This is a genomic window from Geobacter sp. DSM 9736, from assembly GCF_900187405.1.
Classification (GTDB): Bacteria; Desulfobacterota; Desulfuromonadia; order Geobacterales; family Geobacteraceae; genus DSM-9736.
In genome coordinates this window covers 2,950,068-2,967,316 of record NZ_LT896716.1, presented here as the reverse complement: position 1 = coordinate 2,967,316, position 17,249 = coordinate 2,950,068, and the positions used below count along the sequence as shown (strand labels likewise).

The window sequence follows — 17,249 nt, the reverse complement described above, 5'->3', positions numbered from 1 at the left end:
CAGTCTATTTTGATGCGATGGTTACCGCAAGCCTTTTACGACCTTTCGCACGCCGCCGCTTGATGACGAGGCGACCATTCTTTGTGGACATGCGAACGAGGAACCCATGGGTCCTTTTACGGGAAACATTGCTCGGCTGAAAAGTGCGTTTCATTATTCGACTCCCTATGGATTACATTGAGTAGGCTGACTAAGGAAACGGATATTAAGCATAGGTGAGAATAATTTGTCAACCTTATTTTTACTAAATGCTGAAAATTTAGCCTTGCAAATTGCCGTTTCGTCTGTTAGGCTTCAACATCCTGAAAATAAAGGAAATTACTCCCCTAACTATCCGGTATAAAAGTAAATTTTCTTATCAACAGTTGTTGAAAAACCTGTTTATAACATTCATCAGCATTTTCATGTAGTTTCCCATTCCCGGAGCGATAATCAGTATGCCCCTGAACAGCCAACGGCATTCCAAGGTGTTCGCTTCCGGTGGTCTTTTGCTTCATTCATTGCCGATGTAAGGTTCACGTTTATGGAAAAAATATGGCTTCAAGCCCAATCGAACATGGCTAAGGTTCTGACCGCCCAGACGTTCAACACCTGGATCAAGCCCATTCGATATCTGGAATCCAAGAACAACAACCTGGTCCTTCAGGTTCCGAACAAGTTTATCAAAGAATGGATCATCGAGAAGTATCTACCTATTATTCAGGAAGCTGTTTCGTCATTGGCGGAATCGACGCCCACCATCGAGTTTCAGGTTCACGAAACCCCTGAAACAGATACCGCTCCCGAAAAAGAAGCATCTCCACCCAAGAAGGGGAAGCAGCCTCTCCTTAAGCCTGCCCTCCCCGAATACTCGTCCAACCTGAACAGCAAGTATATCTTCGATACTTTCGTCTGCGGAGCTAGCAACCAGTTCGCTCATGCCGCCTCCCAGGCTGTTGCCAACAATCCAGCCTCCAGCTACAACCCACTTTTCATCTATGGTGGAGTCGGCCTCGGAAAGACTCACCTCCTCACAGCAATAGGCAACCATATCATCAACAAGAATAAAAATGCGATGGTCTGCTATTACACCTCCGAGAAGTTCATGAACGAACTGATCAACTGCCTCCGCTACAACAAGATGGAGCAGTTCCGCAACAAGTTCCGCAGCATGGACGTTCTCCTCATAGACGACGTGCAGTTCATAGCAGGTAAAGAGAGAACACAGGAAGAATTTTTCCATACCTTCAACTCGCTCTACGAGTCTCACAAACAGATAGTAGTCACCTCCGACAAATTCCCGAAGGACATACCGGGACTGGAAGAGCGCCTCCGCTCCCGTTTCGAGTGGGGCCTCATTGCCGACATTCAGCCCCCTGACGTTGAAACAAAGATAGCGATCCTTAAAAAGAAGGCGGAGCTTGACGGCATAGATCTTGGCGACGATGTCGCTCTCTTTCTCACATCCAGCTCCACGAGCAACGTTCGTGAACTGGAAGGGATGCTCATCCGCCTGGGCGCTTACTCAAGCCTCACCGGAAGCGCCATAACACTCGACATGGCGCGGGATGTACTCAAGGATATCATCGTCGACAAATCCAAAGACATTTCAGTTGAGATCATTCAAAAAGCGGTTGCAGAGCAGTTCCGCATCAAGGTGACGGAGCTCAAATCGGAGAAACGCCTTAAGACGCTAGTGGTGCCCCGTCAGATCGCCATTTTCCTTTGCCGCGAATTAACCAAGGCTTCGTACCCTGAAATCGGGGAAAAGTTCGGCGGAAAAGACCACTCAACCATTATCCACTCGGTCAAGAAGATAGAGAAGCAGCTCACTCAGGACCTCGACCTGAAAAGCACCATCGACAACCTGAAGCGTTCTCTGTTGAGTTGACCGGGAACAACCTGTGGATATCGGCGGACGTCTGTTGATAAATTCGAAGCCTGTGAAAAAAAGAGCTAAAGTACGTCTCCGGTCAACACCCTTTTTCAACAGGTAAAACTCAACGGTTTCAACGGTATGAAGTAGATATAGATGTTTTCAACAACCAACTGCTTACTACTACTGAAAAGATTTATAAAAAAGATAGTATCAAATCGATGTGCAAAAAGGAGGATCGATGGAATTCAGGATTGATAAGGAGACGTTCCTGAAAGCCCTGCAGAAGGTGCAGGGAATAGTGGAAAAGAAGAACACCATGCCCATCCTGTCTAATGTCCTCATCGAAGCTCTTGAGGATCGGCTCTACATAACGGCCACCGACCTTGAAGTCGGCATGCGCAGCTCGTATCCAGTCAACGTTGTGCGCGAAGGAAAGATTACGGTTTCCGCGAAAAAGATCTACGAGATCATCAAGGAGCTTTCAGAAGAGGAAATACATTTCTCCACGAAGGAAAACGACTGGGTAGACCTCAGAAGCGGCAAAGCACGCTTCAATATCGTTGGACTGTCTCCAGATGAGTTCCCTTATTTCCCTCGAGTTAACGAAGAAAATTTCGTTCACCTGAGCAACGTGATAATCAGCGATATGGTAGAGAAAACTGCATACGCCATGTGCAATGACGAGACCAAGTACAACCTCAATGGCATATTCGTCAAAGCTCTCGAAGATGACGGACGGAAGCTTCTGCGCATGGTCGCTACCGATGGTCACCGCCTCTGCATAGCCGAGCGGGAATTTACCGGATCAATAACCCAGGAACTGGGCAAGGGCGTGATTTTCCCTAAGAAAGGCATCCTGGAGCTGAAAAAATTGACGGAAGATGAAAATGAAGATATTCTCCTCGGCTTCATGGACAACAGTGCCGTGCTCAAGAAGGAGAATACCGTCATCGTGATGCGTCTCGTGGATGGCGAATTCCCGGATTACACGAAGGTCATACCACAGAACAACACCCGGATAGTAACAATCCGCAGGGAACAGTTTCTTCACTCTCTGAAGCGCATGGCTATCCTGTCGAGCGAAAAATTCAAGGGGATCAAATTCGATATCGCCGCCGGAGGCCTTGAAATCTCGTCAAGCAACCCTGAACTCGGGGATGCCCGCGAGGAAATAGAGGTTGAATATGCTGGAGAGCCGATGACTTCCCGATTCAACGCCCGCTATCTCATAGACGTCCTTGTCGTGCTCGGGGAAGAATCTGTTGAACTCAAACTCAAGGATGAAATGTCGCCGGCAATTATCAAACCGGGCGGTTCCGATGACTTCATGTCGGTAGTCATGCCGATGCGGCTGTAACGGCACCGGAACCAGTCTCCAATACGGAGAATCAGGAAGGCCGCTCCCCCAGGAGAGGCCTTTTTCATGACGATGAAACTGATCAAACTGCATGTACGAGGCTTTCGAAACCTTGAAGAAAGCACCCTTTCGTTCGGCAGCAGATTCAACATATTTCATGGGAATAACGCCCAGGGAAAGACGAATCTTCTCGAAGCCATCTTTATCCTCGGGACGATGAAGTCCTTCCGCCTTGCAAAGAACCAGGACCTGATCGGATGGGACCAGGCAAGCAGTCTGATTAGCGGTTCTGTCGAGAAGGATTGCGTATCGCGGGAAATTACGCTGCTGATCGAGCGACAGGGCAAAAAGGTACGTGTTGACAGAAAAGCTGTATCACGCTTGAGCGACTTTTTCGGAAGCCTCAATGTAGTCGTCTTTTCGCCTGAAGATCTGGCAATGATAAAGGCAGCTCCTGAGACTCGCAGGAGATACCTCGACCGTGCGGTCTTCAGCAGCGACCTTACATATCTGCGGCACTTCCATGAGTACGGGAAACTGCTTCGCCATCGCAACAGCCTGCTCAGAAGCGGAGATACCGGCTCCCTGGATATCTGGAGCCGGAAGCTGGTTGAGACCGGCGCTAAGATAATAACCAGTCGGCTTACGTATATCGAGGCGATCAACCCTCTTGTCAGCGGCTTTTATCGGCAGATTGCAGGAAAAGACGAATCAGCGGAAATAGCATACCAGCCGCATTGTCTCGACCGGGACCGGCTTGTACCCGATCCGGAGGCCCATTTTTCAGAAAGACTGCTTGCGCGGGAACGGGAAGAACTTCAGCGAGGAACAACCGTCATCGGGCCTCACCGGGACGATCTGGAATTTCTGCTCGATGGAAAACTCCTGAGAGTGCATGCTTCTCAGGGGCAGCAGCGTACTTTCGTATTGGCCCTTAAAATGGCGGAAATCGAATACCTGCGTACGAAGTTCACATTCCCTCCGGTCCTCCTGCTCGACGATATGACGTCGGAACTGGACAAGGATCGGAACGGCAATCTGATGGAATTTCTGGAATCGAGGCAGATGCAGGTCTTCATTACCACAACGACACTGCAGAACATCAAGCTCCACGATATAGAAAAGTACCCCTCCTTCCACATAGAGGCTGGAAGGGTAGTAGACGCGAGGCAATAATGACCGACGAAACAAGCAAAGATTACGGTGCCGACAAGATCAAGGTACTGGAGGGACTGGCAGCGGTACGCAAGCGACCTGCCATGTACATTGGATCCACAGCCGTACAGGGGCTTCACCATCTGGTTTACGAAATCGTAGACAACTCCATCGACGAGGCTCTTGCCGGCCACTGCGACGAGGTTCAGGTAACCATTCATCTCGACAACTCCGTGACCGTCGTGGATAACGGCAGGGGAATCCCGACGGACATACATCCAACGGAGGGACGTTCCGCAGCTGAAGTCGTGTTGACGGTTCTCCATGCCGGAGGAAAATTCGACAATACTTCCTACAAAGTGTCGGGAGGACTCCACGGCGTCGGCGTTTCGGTCGTAAACGCCCTTTCAAAAAAACTGGATCTTGAAATCCGCCGGGACGGAAAGGTGTGGCGCCAGACCTACGCCTGCGGCGACCCCCTCACTCCCCTCACTCTGGACGGGGAGACGAAGAAACGTGGGACAAAGATCACCTTCCTTCCCGACGACACCATCTTTGAGACCACCGAATTCTCGTTCGACACCCTATCCCAAAGGCTTCGCGAGCTCGCCTTCCTCAATGCAGGGGTAAAGATCAGGATTACGGACGAGCGGACGGACCCCCAGAAGGAGCATGAGTTCCACTACGAGGGGGGAATCATTTCCTTCGTGGAGTTCCTCAATAAGAACAAGAATCCGCTCCATCCGAAGCCGATCTACATCCGCGGGGAAAAGAACGGCGTCGATATGGAAATAGCCATACAGTACAACGATTCCTACGACGAGAAGGTCTTCACCTTCGCCAACAACATCAACACCCACGAAGGGGGAACCCACCTGATCGGTTTCCGATCCTCCCTCACCCGCACCATGAACACCTACGCTACGGCCAACAATCTCCTGAAGAACGTCAAGGTGGCGATCAGCGGTGAGGATCTGCGGGAGGGGCTCACTGCGGTCATATCGGTGAAGATTCCCCAGCCCCAGTTCGAAGGGCAGACGAAGACGAAGCTCGGGAATTCCGAGGTTAAGGGGTACGTTGAAACCCTGATGAATGAGAAGCTAGCCATGTTCCTCGAGGAGAATCCGGCGGTGGCGAGGAAGATTCTAGAGAAGTCGATCGATGCCGCCCGTGCCCGCGAGGCCGCCCGTAAGGCAAGGGAGCTCACCCGCCGCAAAGGGGCCCTCGACATCTCCAACCTACCGGGAAAGCTCGCCGACTGCCAGGAGCGCGATCCTTCCCTCTGCGAGCTCTTCCTGGTGGAGGGTGACTCCGCAGGAGGGTCGGCCAAACAGGGGCGCGACCGGAAGTACCAGGCAATTCTGCCGCTGAAGGGTAAGATACTAAACGTCGAGAAGGCCCGCTTCGACAAGATGCTCTCCTCCCAGGAGATCGGGACTCTCATCACGGCGCTGGGCACCGGGATCGGGAAGCTGGACTTCGACATCACAAAGCTCCGTTACCACCGGATCATCGTGATGACCGACGCCGACGTCGACGGCTCGCACATCCTTACCCTCCTCCTCACCTTTTTCTTCCGGCAGATGCCGGAGATGGTGGAGCGTGGCCACCTCTACATTGCCCAGCCGCCGCTCTACAAGGTCAAGCGGGGAAGAAAGGAGCTCTACCTGCGAAACGAGCAGGCGCTCCAGAACTATCTCCTCGAGGAGGGGACCGAGGATATGACCCTCTTCCTCGAAAACGGCTCCAAGACCTACACAGGGAAGCAGATCATCCCGATCCTCCGCCAGTTGGGGGAATTCCGCACGCTCCTGGACAAGGTTGTCCGCAAGGGGATAAACGAGGAGGTGGTGCGGGTCTGCCTGCGGCTAGGCGTGAAGCCGGGGATCGAGGACCTGGAGGAGCTGGCTCCTTTCATGACCCGCCTCCCCGAAGTGATGCCGGGTGCCGACTATACGGTGATGGAGGACAACCGGATCATCCTGCGGCTCGGCAACCTGCGCTTCGCCCTCGACACCCACGCTATGGCGTCCATCGGGTCCTATGAGTACGGACTCCTCTCGGAGAGCCACCGAAAGGTCCGGGAGATGTTCGGTGACGGCCGTGCCGTCGTCTCCAGCGAGGAGAAGGAGCTTTTCACCACGAAGAGCGGCTTGGAGCTGATCGCCTGGTTCATGGAGGCTGCCAAGAAGGGTCTCTCCATCCAGCGCTACAAAGGGCTCGGCGAGATGAACCCGGAGCAGCTCTGGGAGACCACCATGGAACCGAACAACCGGACCCTCCTCCAGGTGAAGATCGAGGACGCCGTTGAGGCCGACAACGTCTTCACAGTTCTGATGGGGGACCAGGTGGAGCCGCGCCGGGAGTTCATCGAGCAGAACGCGCTGAACGTGTCGAACCTGGATATCTGAAAAAGAGGATCAGGCAGGACGGATCACCGCTGCAAAATTGCAAAGCCGCCATTCCGAAAGGGAAGGCGGCTTTTCTCTTTTTTATACCTCTCCGTGCGGAGCCGGGCGGACAGGCCGGACAAGCTCAATGCGGGTACTCTGTTGCAATAAGGGGCAGGTTTCATATTATTAACTAATAGATATTTACCTAACGATGTGATATTGAGTCCCTTCATTTAAAAAGGAGCTGTTGCGGAGGACCGATGGCAAGAGTTGAAAAAAGAAATAAGGCCGCCCCCCAGGTATTGCAGAAGTCGCCGACCGGAATAAAGGGCCTTGACGAGATAACAGGCGGAGGGCTGCCGAAGGGTCGCCCTACCCTTGTCTGTGGTGGGACCGGCTGTGGCAAGACCCTCTTTGCGATGGAGTTCCTGGTACGAGGGGCCCTGCAGTACGACGAGCCGGGAGTTTTCATGTCATTCGAGGAAAGGCCTGAGGAACTGGTGCAGAATTTCGCTTCTCTCGGGTTCGATCTCAATGCGCTCTTGGCAAAAAACTCCCTCGCGATGGACTACGTTCACATAGAGCGGAGCCAGATCGAGGAAACCGGCGAGTATGACCTGGAAGGGCTATTCATCCGTCTTGGCCACGCCATCGACTCCATCGGGGCCAAGCGTGTGGTGCTAGATACTGTAGAAGCCCTGTTTTCTGGCCTCTCCAACGAGTCTATCCTGCGAGCAGAACTGCGGCGGCTGTTCCGGTTCCTCAAGAACAAGGGGGTGACGGCGGTTATTACCGGCGAGCAGGGAGAGCGCACCCTTACCCGCCACGGACTGGAGGAGTACGTCGCGGATTGCGTGATCTTCCTGCACCACAAGGTGTCGGAGCAGATCGCAACCCGGCGGTTGCGGATCATCAAGTACCGGGGATCATCCCACGGAACCAACGAGTACCCGTTCCTCATCGATGAGCAGGGGTTTTCCGTCCTTCCGATCACCTCCCTCGGGCTCGACTATCAGGCTTCCACCGAACGGGTTCCCACCGGCATTTCGCGCCTCGACGCGATGCTTGGCGGAAAAGGGTTTTACCGGGGGAGCAGCATCCTCGTTACGGGAACCGCCGGGACAGGGAAGAGCAGCATGGCCGCCCATTTTGTGGATGCCGCCTGCCGGCGGGGTGAGCGCTGCGTATACTTCGCTTTCGAGGAGTCTCAGACCCAGATCATCCGCAACATGCGTTCCATCGGAATCGACCTGGAGCAGTGGGTGAAGCGGGGCCTTCTCCTTTGCCACAACACGCGCCCTACCATGTACGGCCTCGAGATGCACCTGGTGGCAATGCACAAGGCAATAGAGGCGTTTAGCCCCGGGATCGTAGTTATCGACCCGATATCCAATCTGATCTCAGCCGCTACTGCTGGGGAGGTCAAGGGGATGCTCTCCCGGCTTGTCGACTACCTCAAGTTGAAACAGATCACCGCCTTCTGCACCGATCTGACAAGCAGTGCCGGGAGTCTCGAACATACGGAGGTGGGTATTTCCTCTATCATGGACGCCTGGCTTCTCCTCCAGAATATCGAGACGAGTGGTGAGCGCAACCGCGGCCTTTACATCCTCAAAGCGCGGGGGATCGACCATTCGAACCAGGTGAGGGAGTTCCTCCTGACCGATCAGGGGATCCAGTTGCGCGATGTCTACGTGGGGCCGGGAGGGGTGCTGACCGGCGCGGCGCGTACTTCACAGGAGGCGAAGGAGCGGGCGGAAACCCTCGAGCGGCAGCAGGAGGTCGAGCGCAAGCAGCGGGAAATCGTTTCAAGGAAAAAGGCGGTGGACGCACAGATCGCCGCTCTCAGATCCGAATTTGAGATAGAGCGGGAAGAGCTGCAAAGGCTGGTCACTCGCGAAAAGCTGCACGAGGAGACTCTTGCCCTGGAAAGACGGGAAATCGCATCAGCGCGGAAAGCGGACAAAGCGTCATCGGTGGGTGGCCCCGCAAACAGCCGCAAAAAAGGGGTGAAGAAATGACCGCGGCCAAGAAGAAAACCGGTGGGCCGGAGGACGAAAAATGGCTACTGAGACTCTATGTGGCGGGACAGACTCCCAAATGCCTGACCGCTTTTGCCAACCTGAAGAGGATCTGCGAAGAGCACCTGGCTGGGCAGTATCAGATCGAGGTAATCGACCTGCTCGTAAATCCAGAACTCGCCAAGGGAGATCAGATTTTCGCCCTTCCTACCCTGGTACGGAAGCTCCCCGAGCCGGTGAAGAAAATCATCGGCGACCTTTCCAACACAGAAAAGGTTCTCGTGGGGCTCGACGTCAGGCGGTATAAATGAACCTGTAGGGGGGAGTCCCGGAGAAATCAATGGGAAAGAAAAAGAAGAAAGAGGCACCGCCCAGTGCCCTGGAAGCATATGAGATGGCCATTCAAGAGACGGAGCAGGGTCACTACGTCCTGCGTCTATATGTGACCGGCACGACTCCAAATTCGCTGCGCGCCATCGAGAATGTAAAAAGGATCTGTGAGGAGCACCTCAAGGGCCGCTACGAACTAGAGATCGTAGACATCTACCAGCAGCCGATCTTCGCCAAGGAGGGGCAGATCGTAGCCGCTCCGACACTGGTCAAGAAGCTTCCTCCGCCACTGCGGAAATTCATAGGCGATATGTCGCAGACGGAGAAAATCCTCCTGGGTCTCGACCTGCGCGAAAAAAAGAAATAGGTTTCTCAGGTACCCGAATGGCAATCCGTGACACGACAATCGAAGAACTCCGTGCAGAGAACGAGGATTTGCGCCTGCGCCTGGAGGAGGCGGAGGAAGCACTTCAAGCGATCCGGAGCGGCGAGGTGGACGCGCTGGTGGTTTCGGCTCCCGATGGTGCGCGCGTATATACCCTTGAAGGAGCAGAACACCCTTACCGGATGCTGGTGGAATCGATCAACGAGGGTGCCGCCACCCTTGCATCCGACGGCACGATCCTCTACTGCAACAGCAGCCTTGCCACATTGCTGCAGGTTCCCCTGGAAAAACTGATCGGAAGTAACTTCACATCCCGCGCAGCCGCTCCGGATGTCACGACTGTTGCCGCCATTCTCGAGAGATGCCGTAAAGAGCAGTGCCGGGCCGAGGTGAGGCTTGTCACCAGCGGGGGGCACTACGTCCCGGTCCTCTTCTCGTGCCGCGGATTGGGAATGGAGAAAGACGGCTTGTCCGCCGTAATAACCGACCTGTCGGAGAAGAAGCGGGCCGACGAGATAGTAGCATCCGGAGAGCTGACCGGCTCCATTATCGAGCAGGCCGGTCAGGTCATCCTCGTCTGCGATGCGAACGGCAAGATCATCCGTGCAAGCCAGCTTGCACATGAACTGTATGAAAAAAACCTGCTCGGTGAACGCTTCGATGAGGTGTGCGTGCTGAGGATGGGAGATTCCCGTAGCATTTTCAGTATCCTGGATCCTCTGCAGGGAAGGACCATCCGTAACGAGGAGGTGATGCTCGAAGGGAAAACTTCTCCTGAGCGGCATTTCGTCCTGAATGCCGGGACGCTCACCGATCGTCAAGGCAAGGTTATCGGCTGCATCGTCACCCTGACCGACATCACCTACCGTAAGCGGGCCGAACAGGCAGTTCTGAAAAGTGAAGCACGTTTCCGGTCCCTCTTTGAAGGTGCCCTGGACGGGATTTTTCTGACGAGCACTGGTGGAAGGATGCTTGCCGCCAATCCGGCTGCATGTGAAATCTTCATGATGCCGGAGGAGGAACTGTGCGAGCTCGGACGAGGCGGCATCGTCGATGAGGATGACCCGGCAGTCATTGAATTGTTGGAAGAGAGGCGCCGAACCGGGAAGACCAGGGGCGAACTGACCTTCAAAAGGAAGGATGGAACGCGCTTTCCGGCGGATGTCACCTCCGTTATCGTCGGCGGAGAGGAGCCCCACGCCTTTGTCATTTTTCGCGACATAACCGACCGAAAGCTTGCCGAAAATTCCCTTCTGGTGGCAAAGGACGAACTGGAGCGGGAGGTTGCGATGCGGACCGACGAACTCGCCCAGACCCTCGCCCGGCTGGAGGAGGAGATGGTCGCACGGATTAATGCTGTAGAAGCCCTCAGAGAAAAGGAGCGGATGCTCATACATCAGGGGCGACAGGCGGCACTCGGCGAAATGATCGGTAACATAGCACACCAATGGCGACAGCCGTTGAACGTGCTGGGGCTCATCATCCAGAAGATGCCGTTGGCATACAGGAAGGGTCTTTTCACTGAAGTATTCCTTGACGAGTCGGTCACCAACGCCATGAGAATGATCAACCATATGTCCGTCACCATTGACGACTTCAGAAATTTCTTCAGGCTGGACAGGGACAAGACGGCCTTCAAGATCAGCCAGGCTGTGGATAATGCGCTTAGACTCATCGAGGGGAGCTTCGAGAGCCGGCAGATAGACATAGCCATTGATTACGGGGAGGACCCCGTCATCTGCGGTTACCCAAACGAGTACGCCCAGGTCGTCCTCAACATACTCAACAACGCCAAGGATACCTTCGAGGCACGCAAGATCGAGAGCCCCCGGATCGTGATAGCTGCATACGCAACAGGGGAGGCGTCTGTTCTTACCGTCAGGGACAATGCCGGCGGCATTCCCGACAACATAATGCCCAAGATCTTCGACCCGTATTTCACCACGAAGGGGCCGCAGGGTACCGGGATCGGCCTGTTCATGGCCAAGAACATCATGGAGAAGAACATGAACGGCAGCATCAGCGTGCGCAATACCGGCGATGGCGCCGAGTTCAGGATAGAGGCCGGTACTGTCCACGGCTGCTGAAGTCTCAGTCAAGCTCTCGTCTCGATACCCACTCCACTGCCTGAAGTTCCGCTTCCCACCCTTCAGCTGTTCCGCCTTTTCCATCTCCCATCCTCCAGGCTGGACCGCTTGATGAAGGCTCACTTGTGTCATCCGTGCATATCGAAACAACCGCGTTTCCGGCAGACGGAAAAGGGGTTTTAATAGAGACTTAACTGTGTTATCGTCTGCAATCGGTTTATCTCAGGACCCGCCATCTTCTCCCCGTGGTTGAAGTTTGAAGCCCCGCCAGGCACGGCCGTAGGGAGCGTTCGAACATCATCATCCGAGGCAATTGCAGTAACTTCTCATGTGGCGGAAATATCGCGCAGTGGGCGACCTTCGGCACGTACCGATCTTGAGAGATTAATTTACAACGAGGGAATGCTACAGAATGCTTGAAACGGTAAACAAGACCTCCGTCAATATCGAAGACGAGATGAAGCGGTCCTACATGGACTACGCCATGTCGGTCATTATCGGCCGCGCCCTCCCCGACGTGAGAGACGGCCTCAAGCCGGTGCACCGGCGCTGCCTCTTCGCCATGCACGAGATGAGCAACGACTACAACAAGCCGTACAAGAAGTCGGCCCGCGTAGTCGGGGACGTCATCGGTAAGTACCACCCCCATGGCGACACCGCCGTCTACGACACCCTCGTTCGGATGGCCCAGGACTTTTCGCTCCGCTACCCCCTCGTGGACGGCCAGGGTAACTTCGGCTCAGTGGATGGCGACTCCCCCGCGGCAATGCGATACACCGAGATCCGCATGTCCCAGCTCGCTCATGAGCTCCTGAACGACATCGACAAGGAAACGGTGGAGATGGGGCCCAACTACGACGGCTCCATGGAGGAGCCGCTCGTGCTCCCGGCGAAGTTCCCGAACCTTCTCGTCAACGGCTCCGCCGGCATCGCCGTCGGGATGGCGACCAACATCCCCCCCCATAACCTCTCGGAGGTGATCAATGGGATCATCGCCGTCATCAAGGACCCGAACCTCACCTTCGAGGAGCTGATCTCACTCGTCCCCGGCCCCGATTTCCCGACGGCAGGTTTCATTTACGGCCGCGAGGGGATCAGGCAGGCGTACCGCACCGGCCGCGGCATCATCCAGATGCGCGCCCGGGCCTCGGTGGAGACCCAGAAGAAGACCGAGCGGCAGTCCATCGTCGTCACCGAGATACCGTACCAGGTCAACAAGGCGAACCTCATCACCAAAATCGCCGAGCTGGTTCGGGAGAAGCGGCTCGAAGGGATCTCCGATATCCGTGACGAGTCGGACCGGGACGGGATGAGGATCGTCATCGAGCTCAAGCGGGACGAAAACCCGCAGGTGATATTGAACCACCTCTACAAGCTTACCCAGATGCAGTCCTCCTTCGGGATCATAATGCTCGCCATTGCCGGGGGGCAGCCGAAGGTCCTCTCCCTGCGGGAGATGATCGGCCATTTCATCGACCACCGACGGGAGATAGTGACCCGTCGTACCATCTTCGAGCTCAAGAAGGCCGAGGCGCGCGCCCACATCCTGGAAGGCCTCAAGATCGCCCTTGACTGGCTCGACGCAGTGATCGAGCTGATCAGGGCATCCAAGAATCCCGAAGAGGCGAAGGCGGGGCTAATGCAGGGAACCTTTGCTGACCCGGCATTCCTCGACAAATTCGGCCTCTCCCTCCCCCGCCAGGAGACGCGGCCGCACCTCTCCGACAAGCAGGCCCAGGCGATCCTGGAGATGCGTCTCCAGAGACTCACCGGCCTGGAGCGTGAGAAGATCCTTCAGGAGTTCGCCGACATCCTCAAGTTCATCGCCCGGCTGAAGGAGATCCTCTCTTCGGAGAGCGAGATCCTCGCCATCATCGTCCAGGAGCTTACCGAGCTGAAGGAGAAGTTCGGGGACGAGCGCAGAAGCGAAATTGTGGATCAGACCGCCGAGATAACCCTTGAGGACACCATCGTCGAGGAGGACATGGTGGTGAACGTCACCCACTCCGGCTACATCAAGCGGAGCTCCCTCTCTCTCTACCGTGCCCAGCGACGGGGGGGCAAAGGGAAGACGGGGATCAAGACGAAGGAAGAGGATTTCGTGGAGCAGCTTTTCATCGCCTCCACCAAGGACATCCTCATGTTCTTCACCGACGCCGGGAAGGTCTTCCAGCTCAAGGTTTACGAGATCCCCGAGGGGGGCAGGGCCACCCGCGGGAAGGCTATCGTGAACCTCCTCAACCTCCAGGCAGGCGAGAAGATCACGACTATTCTCCCCATCAAGGAGTTCGCCGAGGACAAGTTCATCATGATGGCGACCAGGAACGGCGTCGTGAAGAAGACTCCGCTCGTGGAATACTCCAACATCCGCTCCGGGGGGATCATCGCGGTAAATCTGGACGACGGGGACAAGGTGATAGCCATTGCCCTCACCGACGGAAAGCAGGATGTCCTGCTCGCATCCCGAAATGGAAAGTCGATCCGGTTCCGGGAGGAGGATGCCCGCCCCATGGGGCGCGTTACCCGAGGCGTGCGTGGGATGACCCTGGAGGACGACGACGTGGTGATCGGAATGGAAATCATAAACGACGTCTCCGGCTCCACCCTCTTCACCGTCACTGAGAACGGCTTCGGAAAGCGGACGGAACTCACCGAATACCGCCTGCAGTCCCGCGGCGGGAAAGGGGTCATCACCATCAAGACCAACGAGCGCAACGGCTGCGTGGTCGACATCCTCCAGGTGACCGACGAGAACGACCTGATGCTCATCAGCGACCAGGGTAAGATCCTCCGGATGTCGGTGGCCGGCTTCTCGGTGATCGGGCGCAACACCCAGGGGGTTCGACTGATGGTCACGGAGGCGGAGGAGCGGATCGTTGCCGTTGCACGTCTGGCCGAAAAGGACGATAGCGACGAGGGAGCGGGAGAGGACGATATCCCTGAAGCGGATCTGGTGGAAGGAGAAGAAGAATAGATCTGGAATACGGGCGGGCGTTACGCGAGGTTTGATGAACATGGAGAAACGCCGGCAAAACATAGATCGCAGCCTCAAGGAGCGGTACGGGATCATATCGCTCCTCGAAAGGCTCAGGCAGAACGGTGTCACCCTCGACGAGATGGAAGAGATAGGCGGCAGCCTGCGGAAGTCGGGGGACCGTGCTTTGATTCCCCTCCTGCGAAACCTTTGGCGGGAACGCGACAGCGATGTAATTTCACGCTATGCATATCTCCTAGACTTTTTCGATGAGGAAGGTTGGATCGATCAACTCGTTCAGATCGCCCTGAAGAGAAGGGACCTGGACGAGGAGGGAAAAGCGGTGCTGCTGGCTGCGCTAAAGGGATACGGAGTCGATATTACGGCTCCCCCGTTTGCGAGGCTGGTTGCCGAGGCGGGAGCCTCGCTCGAGGTGTTCACCAGGGTCCTCGACATGGGAGATGAGGGACTCTCACTCTTCGTGGACGACTTCATCTGCCGCAGCAGATCTGAGCAGCGGGAGCTGATCGAGGAACTGGGTGGCACTGGCAACCCTCGCATACTCGACCTCCTTGAAGTTCTGCTCCGTTTCGACGACGCGGAAATCGTAAAGCATGCCGCTACCTCGCTGGGGAAAATAAAGGACCCGCGGGCAGCCCGAATTCTAGACGCATTTTACCGGCATGCGGACGACGAGGTTCGGGGAGAGGTGGAGCGAAGCCTTCGCCGGCTCTCCTTCCAGGGGGTTTCCGCCCAAGATGCCCCTATTGCCGAGCCCGGCCCCTTTCATGCCGTGTTCATCACCCCTCCGGATATAGACGGCTGCCGTTCGCTCTGGGTGTCACGCTGGCTGGACGAGCAGCTTGCGACCCTTTACCTGCATCTTCATGACCATGAAGGAATCAAGGCTGCGTGGGGGGGAGCCGCCACCTCCGCAGACACGGAAGCACGGTTACGGGAACTGGTCGAGCAGGAAGGCTTCGTGGCCATTTCCCACGAGTACGCACTCAAGCTGATACGCGACGCGATGGAGCTGAATCGCTCAGGTGGATTCTACCTACCCGCCGACTTCTACGTGCTCTATCCGCGGCTCTTTCCCGACGAGAAGCTTACCCCGGTCGCCTACTCCCCCTGCAGCAGCTCGCAGGTGTGGCGTGACGCGGTCCCTGCACACAGGCTGGCAGCCACCTCTACCATCCTTGACGACGACTACTTTTCCGGATGGCTCATGACGACCGGCAGGGTATACGACTATGCCGAAGAGTGGAGCAGGATCGAGGAGACAGGAAGCAGGCGCGGAGAGGCCAAGTTGCTGGAGCAGTTCTGCCGGGAACTCCTAAGCCCCGACCTGGAGCAGATCAGGCATCGGTTGTTGCTTATGGCGGACCTGATGCGGGAAGCAGGGCGCGAGACCGCTCTCATCGACTGCACCATCGATGCCGCGGCCAGTCTCCCGGTACCTCCCCTTCCCTGTCATGTTCATCCGCTCCTGCGGCGCATCGCCCTGGAGAGTATCGAGGTGGCGCGGGAAGCTCTCGCCGAAGGATATGATCTCCGTGATCAGCAGGGGGACGATGCCGAGGAATGGGAATGACACCGACACCAGCGGGGTTTGAAATGGAGCACCGGAAAATAGGAGTAATCGGAGCGGGAAGCTGGGGTACCACCCTTGCCGATCTCCTTGCGAAAAAAGGGCACGCTGTAACTCTATGGGCATATGAGCCGGAAGTGGCTTCGGACATGGCGCAAAGCCGGGTGAACAGCGTGTTCCTTCCGGGGATTACTCTCAGTCCCTCGCTTTCGTTCACCAGCTCTCTCCAAGAGGCTGCAACCGGCAAGGACCTGCTTCTTTTTGTCGTACCTACGCAAGTGCTCCGCGGGGTCATCAACACCCTCCTCCCGCTGCTCTCCCCGGAGACCTTGATCGTAAGTGCCTCAAAGGGGATCGAAAACACCACACTGCTGCTTGTATCCCAGATCTACGCCGAGCTTCTTCCTTCCGAGATGTATCGGCGGTTCGCGGTGCTTTCCGGGCCCTCCTTTGCCCGGGAGGTTGCGCAAGAGATGCCGACTGCGGTAGTGGCGGCAGCGGAGGAGGCAGAATCCTGCCGGCAGGTTCAGAAGATATTCAGTACACCGTTTTTCAGAGTCTATACCAACAGCGACGTGGTCGGTGTGGAGCTTGGGGGGGCAATCAAGAACGTGATTGCCATAGCAGCCGGCATTTCCGACGGCCTGGGCTTTGGCAGCAACACGAGAGCCGCCCTGGTAACCCGCGGACTGACTGAAATAACCAGGCTCGGACGTAGGATGGGGGCTATCCCCGGGACGTTCTCGGGGCTGGCGGGCATGGGTGACCTCGTTCTCACCTGCACGGGTGACCTTTCCCGCAACAGGAGCGTGGGTATCGCCCTGGGCAAGGGGAAGCGGCTTTCCGAAATCCTCGGTGAAATGCGGATGGTCGCGGAAGGGGTCAAAACAACCGAGTCTACCTACCATCTTGCCGCGAGGCTCGGCGTATCGATGCCGATTACCGAAGCTGTATACCGGATACTTCACGAGGACAAGCCTGCCCGTGAAGCGGTTATCGAGCTGATGACGCGAGACCTCAAGGCAGAGGACCTGTAACGCCTCCAGACAGGCGGCCGTGGCAACCGGTTGCACACCCGGTGACGACGGCAGGTAGCTT

General features: G+C 56.1%; 12 protein-coding genes. 11 read left to right on the top strand and 1 reads right to left on the bottom strand.

Annotated features, from left to right (window positions below):
- Positions 1-4: 4 nt before the first annotated feature.
- Positions 5-154 (bottom strand): 50S ribosomal protein L34, encoded by a 150-nt coding sequence (rpmH, locus tag CFB04_RS13500; protein ID WP_088535757.1) that lies wholly within the window; start codon positions 152-154, stop codon positions 5-7.
- 369 nt (positions 155-523) lie between these two features.
- Here rpmH and dnaA point away from each other — a divergent pair, with 369 nt between their 5' ends.
- The 11 genes from dnaA (at position 524) to CFB04_RS13445 (ending at position 17,188) form a co-directional block, all read left to right on the top strand.
- Positions 524-1,870, top strand: a complete 1,347-nt coding sequence (dnaA, locus tag CFB04_RS13495) for a chromosomal replication initiator protein DnaA (RefSeq protein WP_088535756.1) — start codon at positions 524-526, stop codon at positions 1,868-1,870.
- 226 nt (positions 1,871-2,096) lie between these two features.
- Complete coding sequence (gene dnaN / locus CFB04_RS13490) at positions 2,097-3,215, top strand: DNA polymerase III subunit beta (protein ID WP_088535755.1); 1,119 nt, start codon at positions 2,097-2,099, stop codon at positions 3,213-3,215.
- 72 nt (positions 3,216-3,287) lie between these two features.
- Positions 3,288-4,391 (top strand): DNA replication/repair protein RecF, encoded by a 1,104-nt coding sequence (gene recF, locus CFB04_RS13485; RefSeq protein WP_088536840.1) that lies wholly within the window; start codon positions 3,288-3,290, stop codon positions 4,389-4,391.
- Positions 4,391-6,781: a DNA topoisomerase (ATP-hydrolyzing) subunit B gene (gene gyrB / locus CFB04_RS13480; RefSeq protein WP_088535754.1), complete on the top strand. Its 2,391-nt coding sequence runs from the start codon at positions 4,391-4,393 to the stop codon at positions 6,779-6,781. Before recF ends, gyrB begins: the two co-directional genes overlap by 1 nt.
- A 242-nt stretch (positions 6,782-7,023) precedes the next feature.
- Positions 7,024-8,784 carry a circadian clock protein KaiC gene (kaiC, locus tag CFB04_RS13475; RefSeq protein WP_088535753.1) on the top strand — a complete coding sequence of 587 codons (1,761 nt, stop codon included), beginning with the start codon at positions 7,024-7,026 and terminating at the stop codon, positions 8,782-8,784.
- Entirely contained in the window at positions 8,781-9,095 is a 315-nt protein-coding gene (locus CFB04_RS13470; RefSeq protein ID WP_088535752.1) for a circadian clock KaiB family protein, read from the top strand. The genes kaiC and CFB04_RS13470 overlap by 4 nt, the downstream gene beginning before the upstream one ends.
- A gap of 29 nt (positions 9,096-9,124) precedes the next feature.
- Positions 9,125-9,481: a circadian clock KaiB family protein gene (locus CFB04_RS13465; RefSeq protein WP_088535751.1), complete on the top strand. Its 357-nt coding sequence runs from the start codon at positions 9,125-9,127 to the stop codon at positions 9,479-9,481.
- Between the two features lie 17 nt (positions 9,482-9,498).
- A complete protein-coding gene (locus CFB04_RS13460) occupies positions 9,499-11,586 on the top strand; it encodes a PAS domain S-box protein (protein ID WP_088535750.1) in 2,088 nt (695 codons plus the stop codon).
- A gap of 412 nt (positions 11,587-11,998) precedes the next feature.
- Positions 11,999-14,560, top strand: a complete 2,562-nt coding sequence (gyrA, locus tag CFB04_RS13455) for a DNA gyrase subunit A (RefSeq protein WP_088535749.1) — start codon at positions 11,999-12,001, stop codon at positions 14,558-14,560.
- Positions 14,463-16,154: a HEAT repeat domain-containing protein gene (locus CFB04_RS13450; protein WP_157698797.1), complete on the top strand. Its 1,692-nt coding sequence runs from the start codon at positions 14,463-14,465 to the stop codon at positions 16,152-16,154. Before gyrA ends, CFB04_RS13450 begins: the two co-directional genes overlap by 98 nt.
- Positions 16,155-16,177: 23 nt before the next feature.
- Positions 16,178-17,188, top strand: coding sequence for an NAD(P)H-dependent glycerol-3-phosphate dehydrogenase (locus tag CFB04_RS13445; RefSeq protein WP_088536839.1), 1,011 nt, complete (start codon positions 16,178-16,180; stop codon positions 17,186-17,188).
- Positions 17,189-17,249: the final 61 nt, after the last annotated feature.

Bases quoted from the DNA above. Each gene is read 5' to 3' on its own strand.
- rpmH (WP_088535757.1), bottom strand. From the start codon at position 154: ATGAAACGCACTTTTCAGCCGAGCAATGTTTCCCGTAAAAGGACCCAT.
- dnaA (WP_088535756.1), top strand. From the start codon at position 524: ATGGAAAAAATATGGCTTCAAGCCCAATCGAACATGGCTAAGGTTCTG.
- dnaN (WP_088535755.1), top strand. From the start codon at position 2,097: ATGGAATTCAGGATTGATAAGGAGACGTTCCTGAAAGCCCTGCAGAAG.
- recF (WP_088536840.1), top strand. From the start codon at position 3,288: ATGAAACTGATCAAACTGCATGTACGAGGCTTTCGAAACCTTGAAGAA.
- gyrB (WP_088535754.1), top strand. From the start codon at position 4,391: ATGACCGACGAAACAAGCAAAGATTACGGTGCCGACAAGATCAAGGTA.
- kaiC (WP_088535753.1), top strand. From the start codon at position 7,024: ATGGCAAGAGTTGAAAAAAGAAATAAGGCCGCCCCCCAGGTATTGCAG.
- CFB04_RS13470 (WP_088535752.1), top strand. From the start codon at position 8,781: ATGACCGCGGCCAAGAAGAAAACCGGTGGGCCGGAGGACGAAAAATGG.
- CFB04_RS13465 (WP_088535751.1), top strand. From the start codon at position 9,125: ATGGGAAAGAAAAAGAAGAAAGAGGCACCGCCCAGTGCCCTGGAAGCA.
- CFB04_RS13460 (WP_088535750.1), top strand. From the start codon at position 9,499: ATGGCAATCCGTGACACGACAATCGAAGAACTCCGTGCAGAGAACGAG.
- gyrA (WP_088535749.1), top strand. From the start codon at position 11,999: ATGCTTGAAACGGTAAACAAGACCTCCGTCAATATCGAAGACGAGATG.
- CFB04_RS13445 (WP_088536839.1), top strand. From the start codon at position 16,178: ATGGAGCACCGGAAAATAGGAGTAATCGGAGCGGGAAGCTGGGGTACC.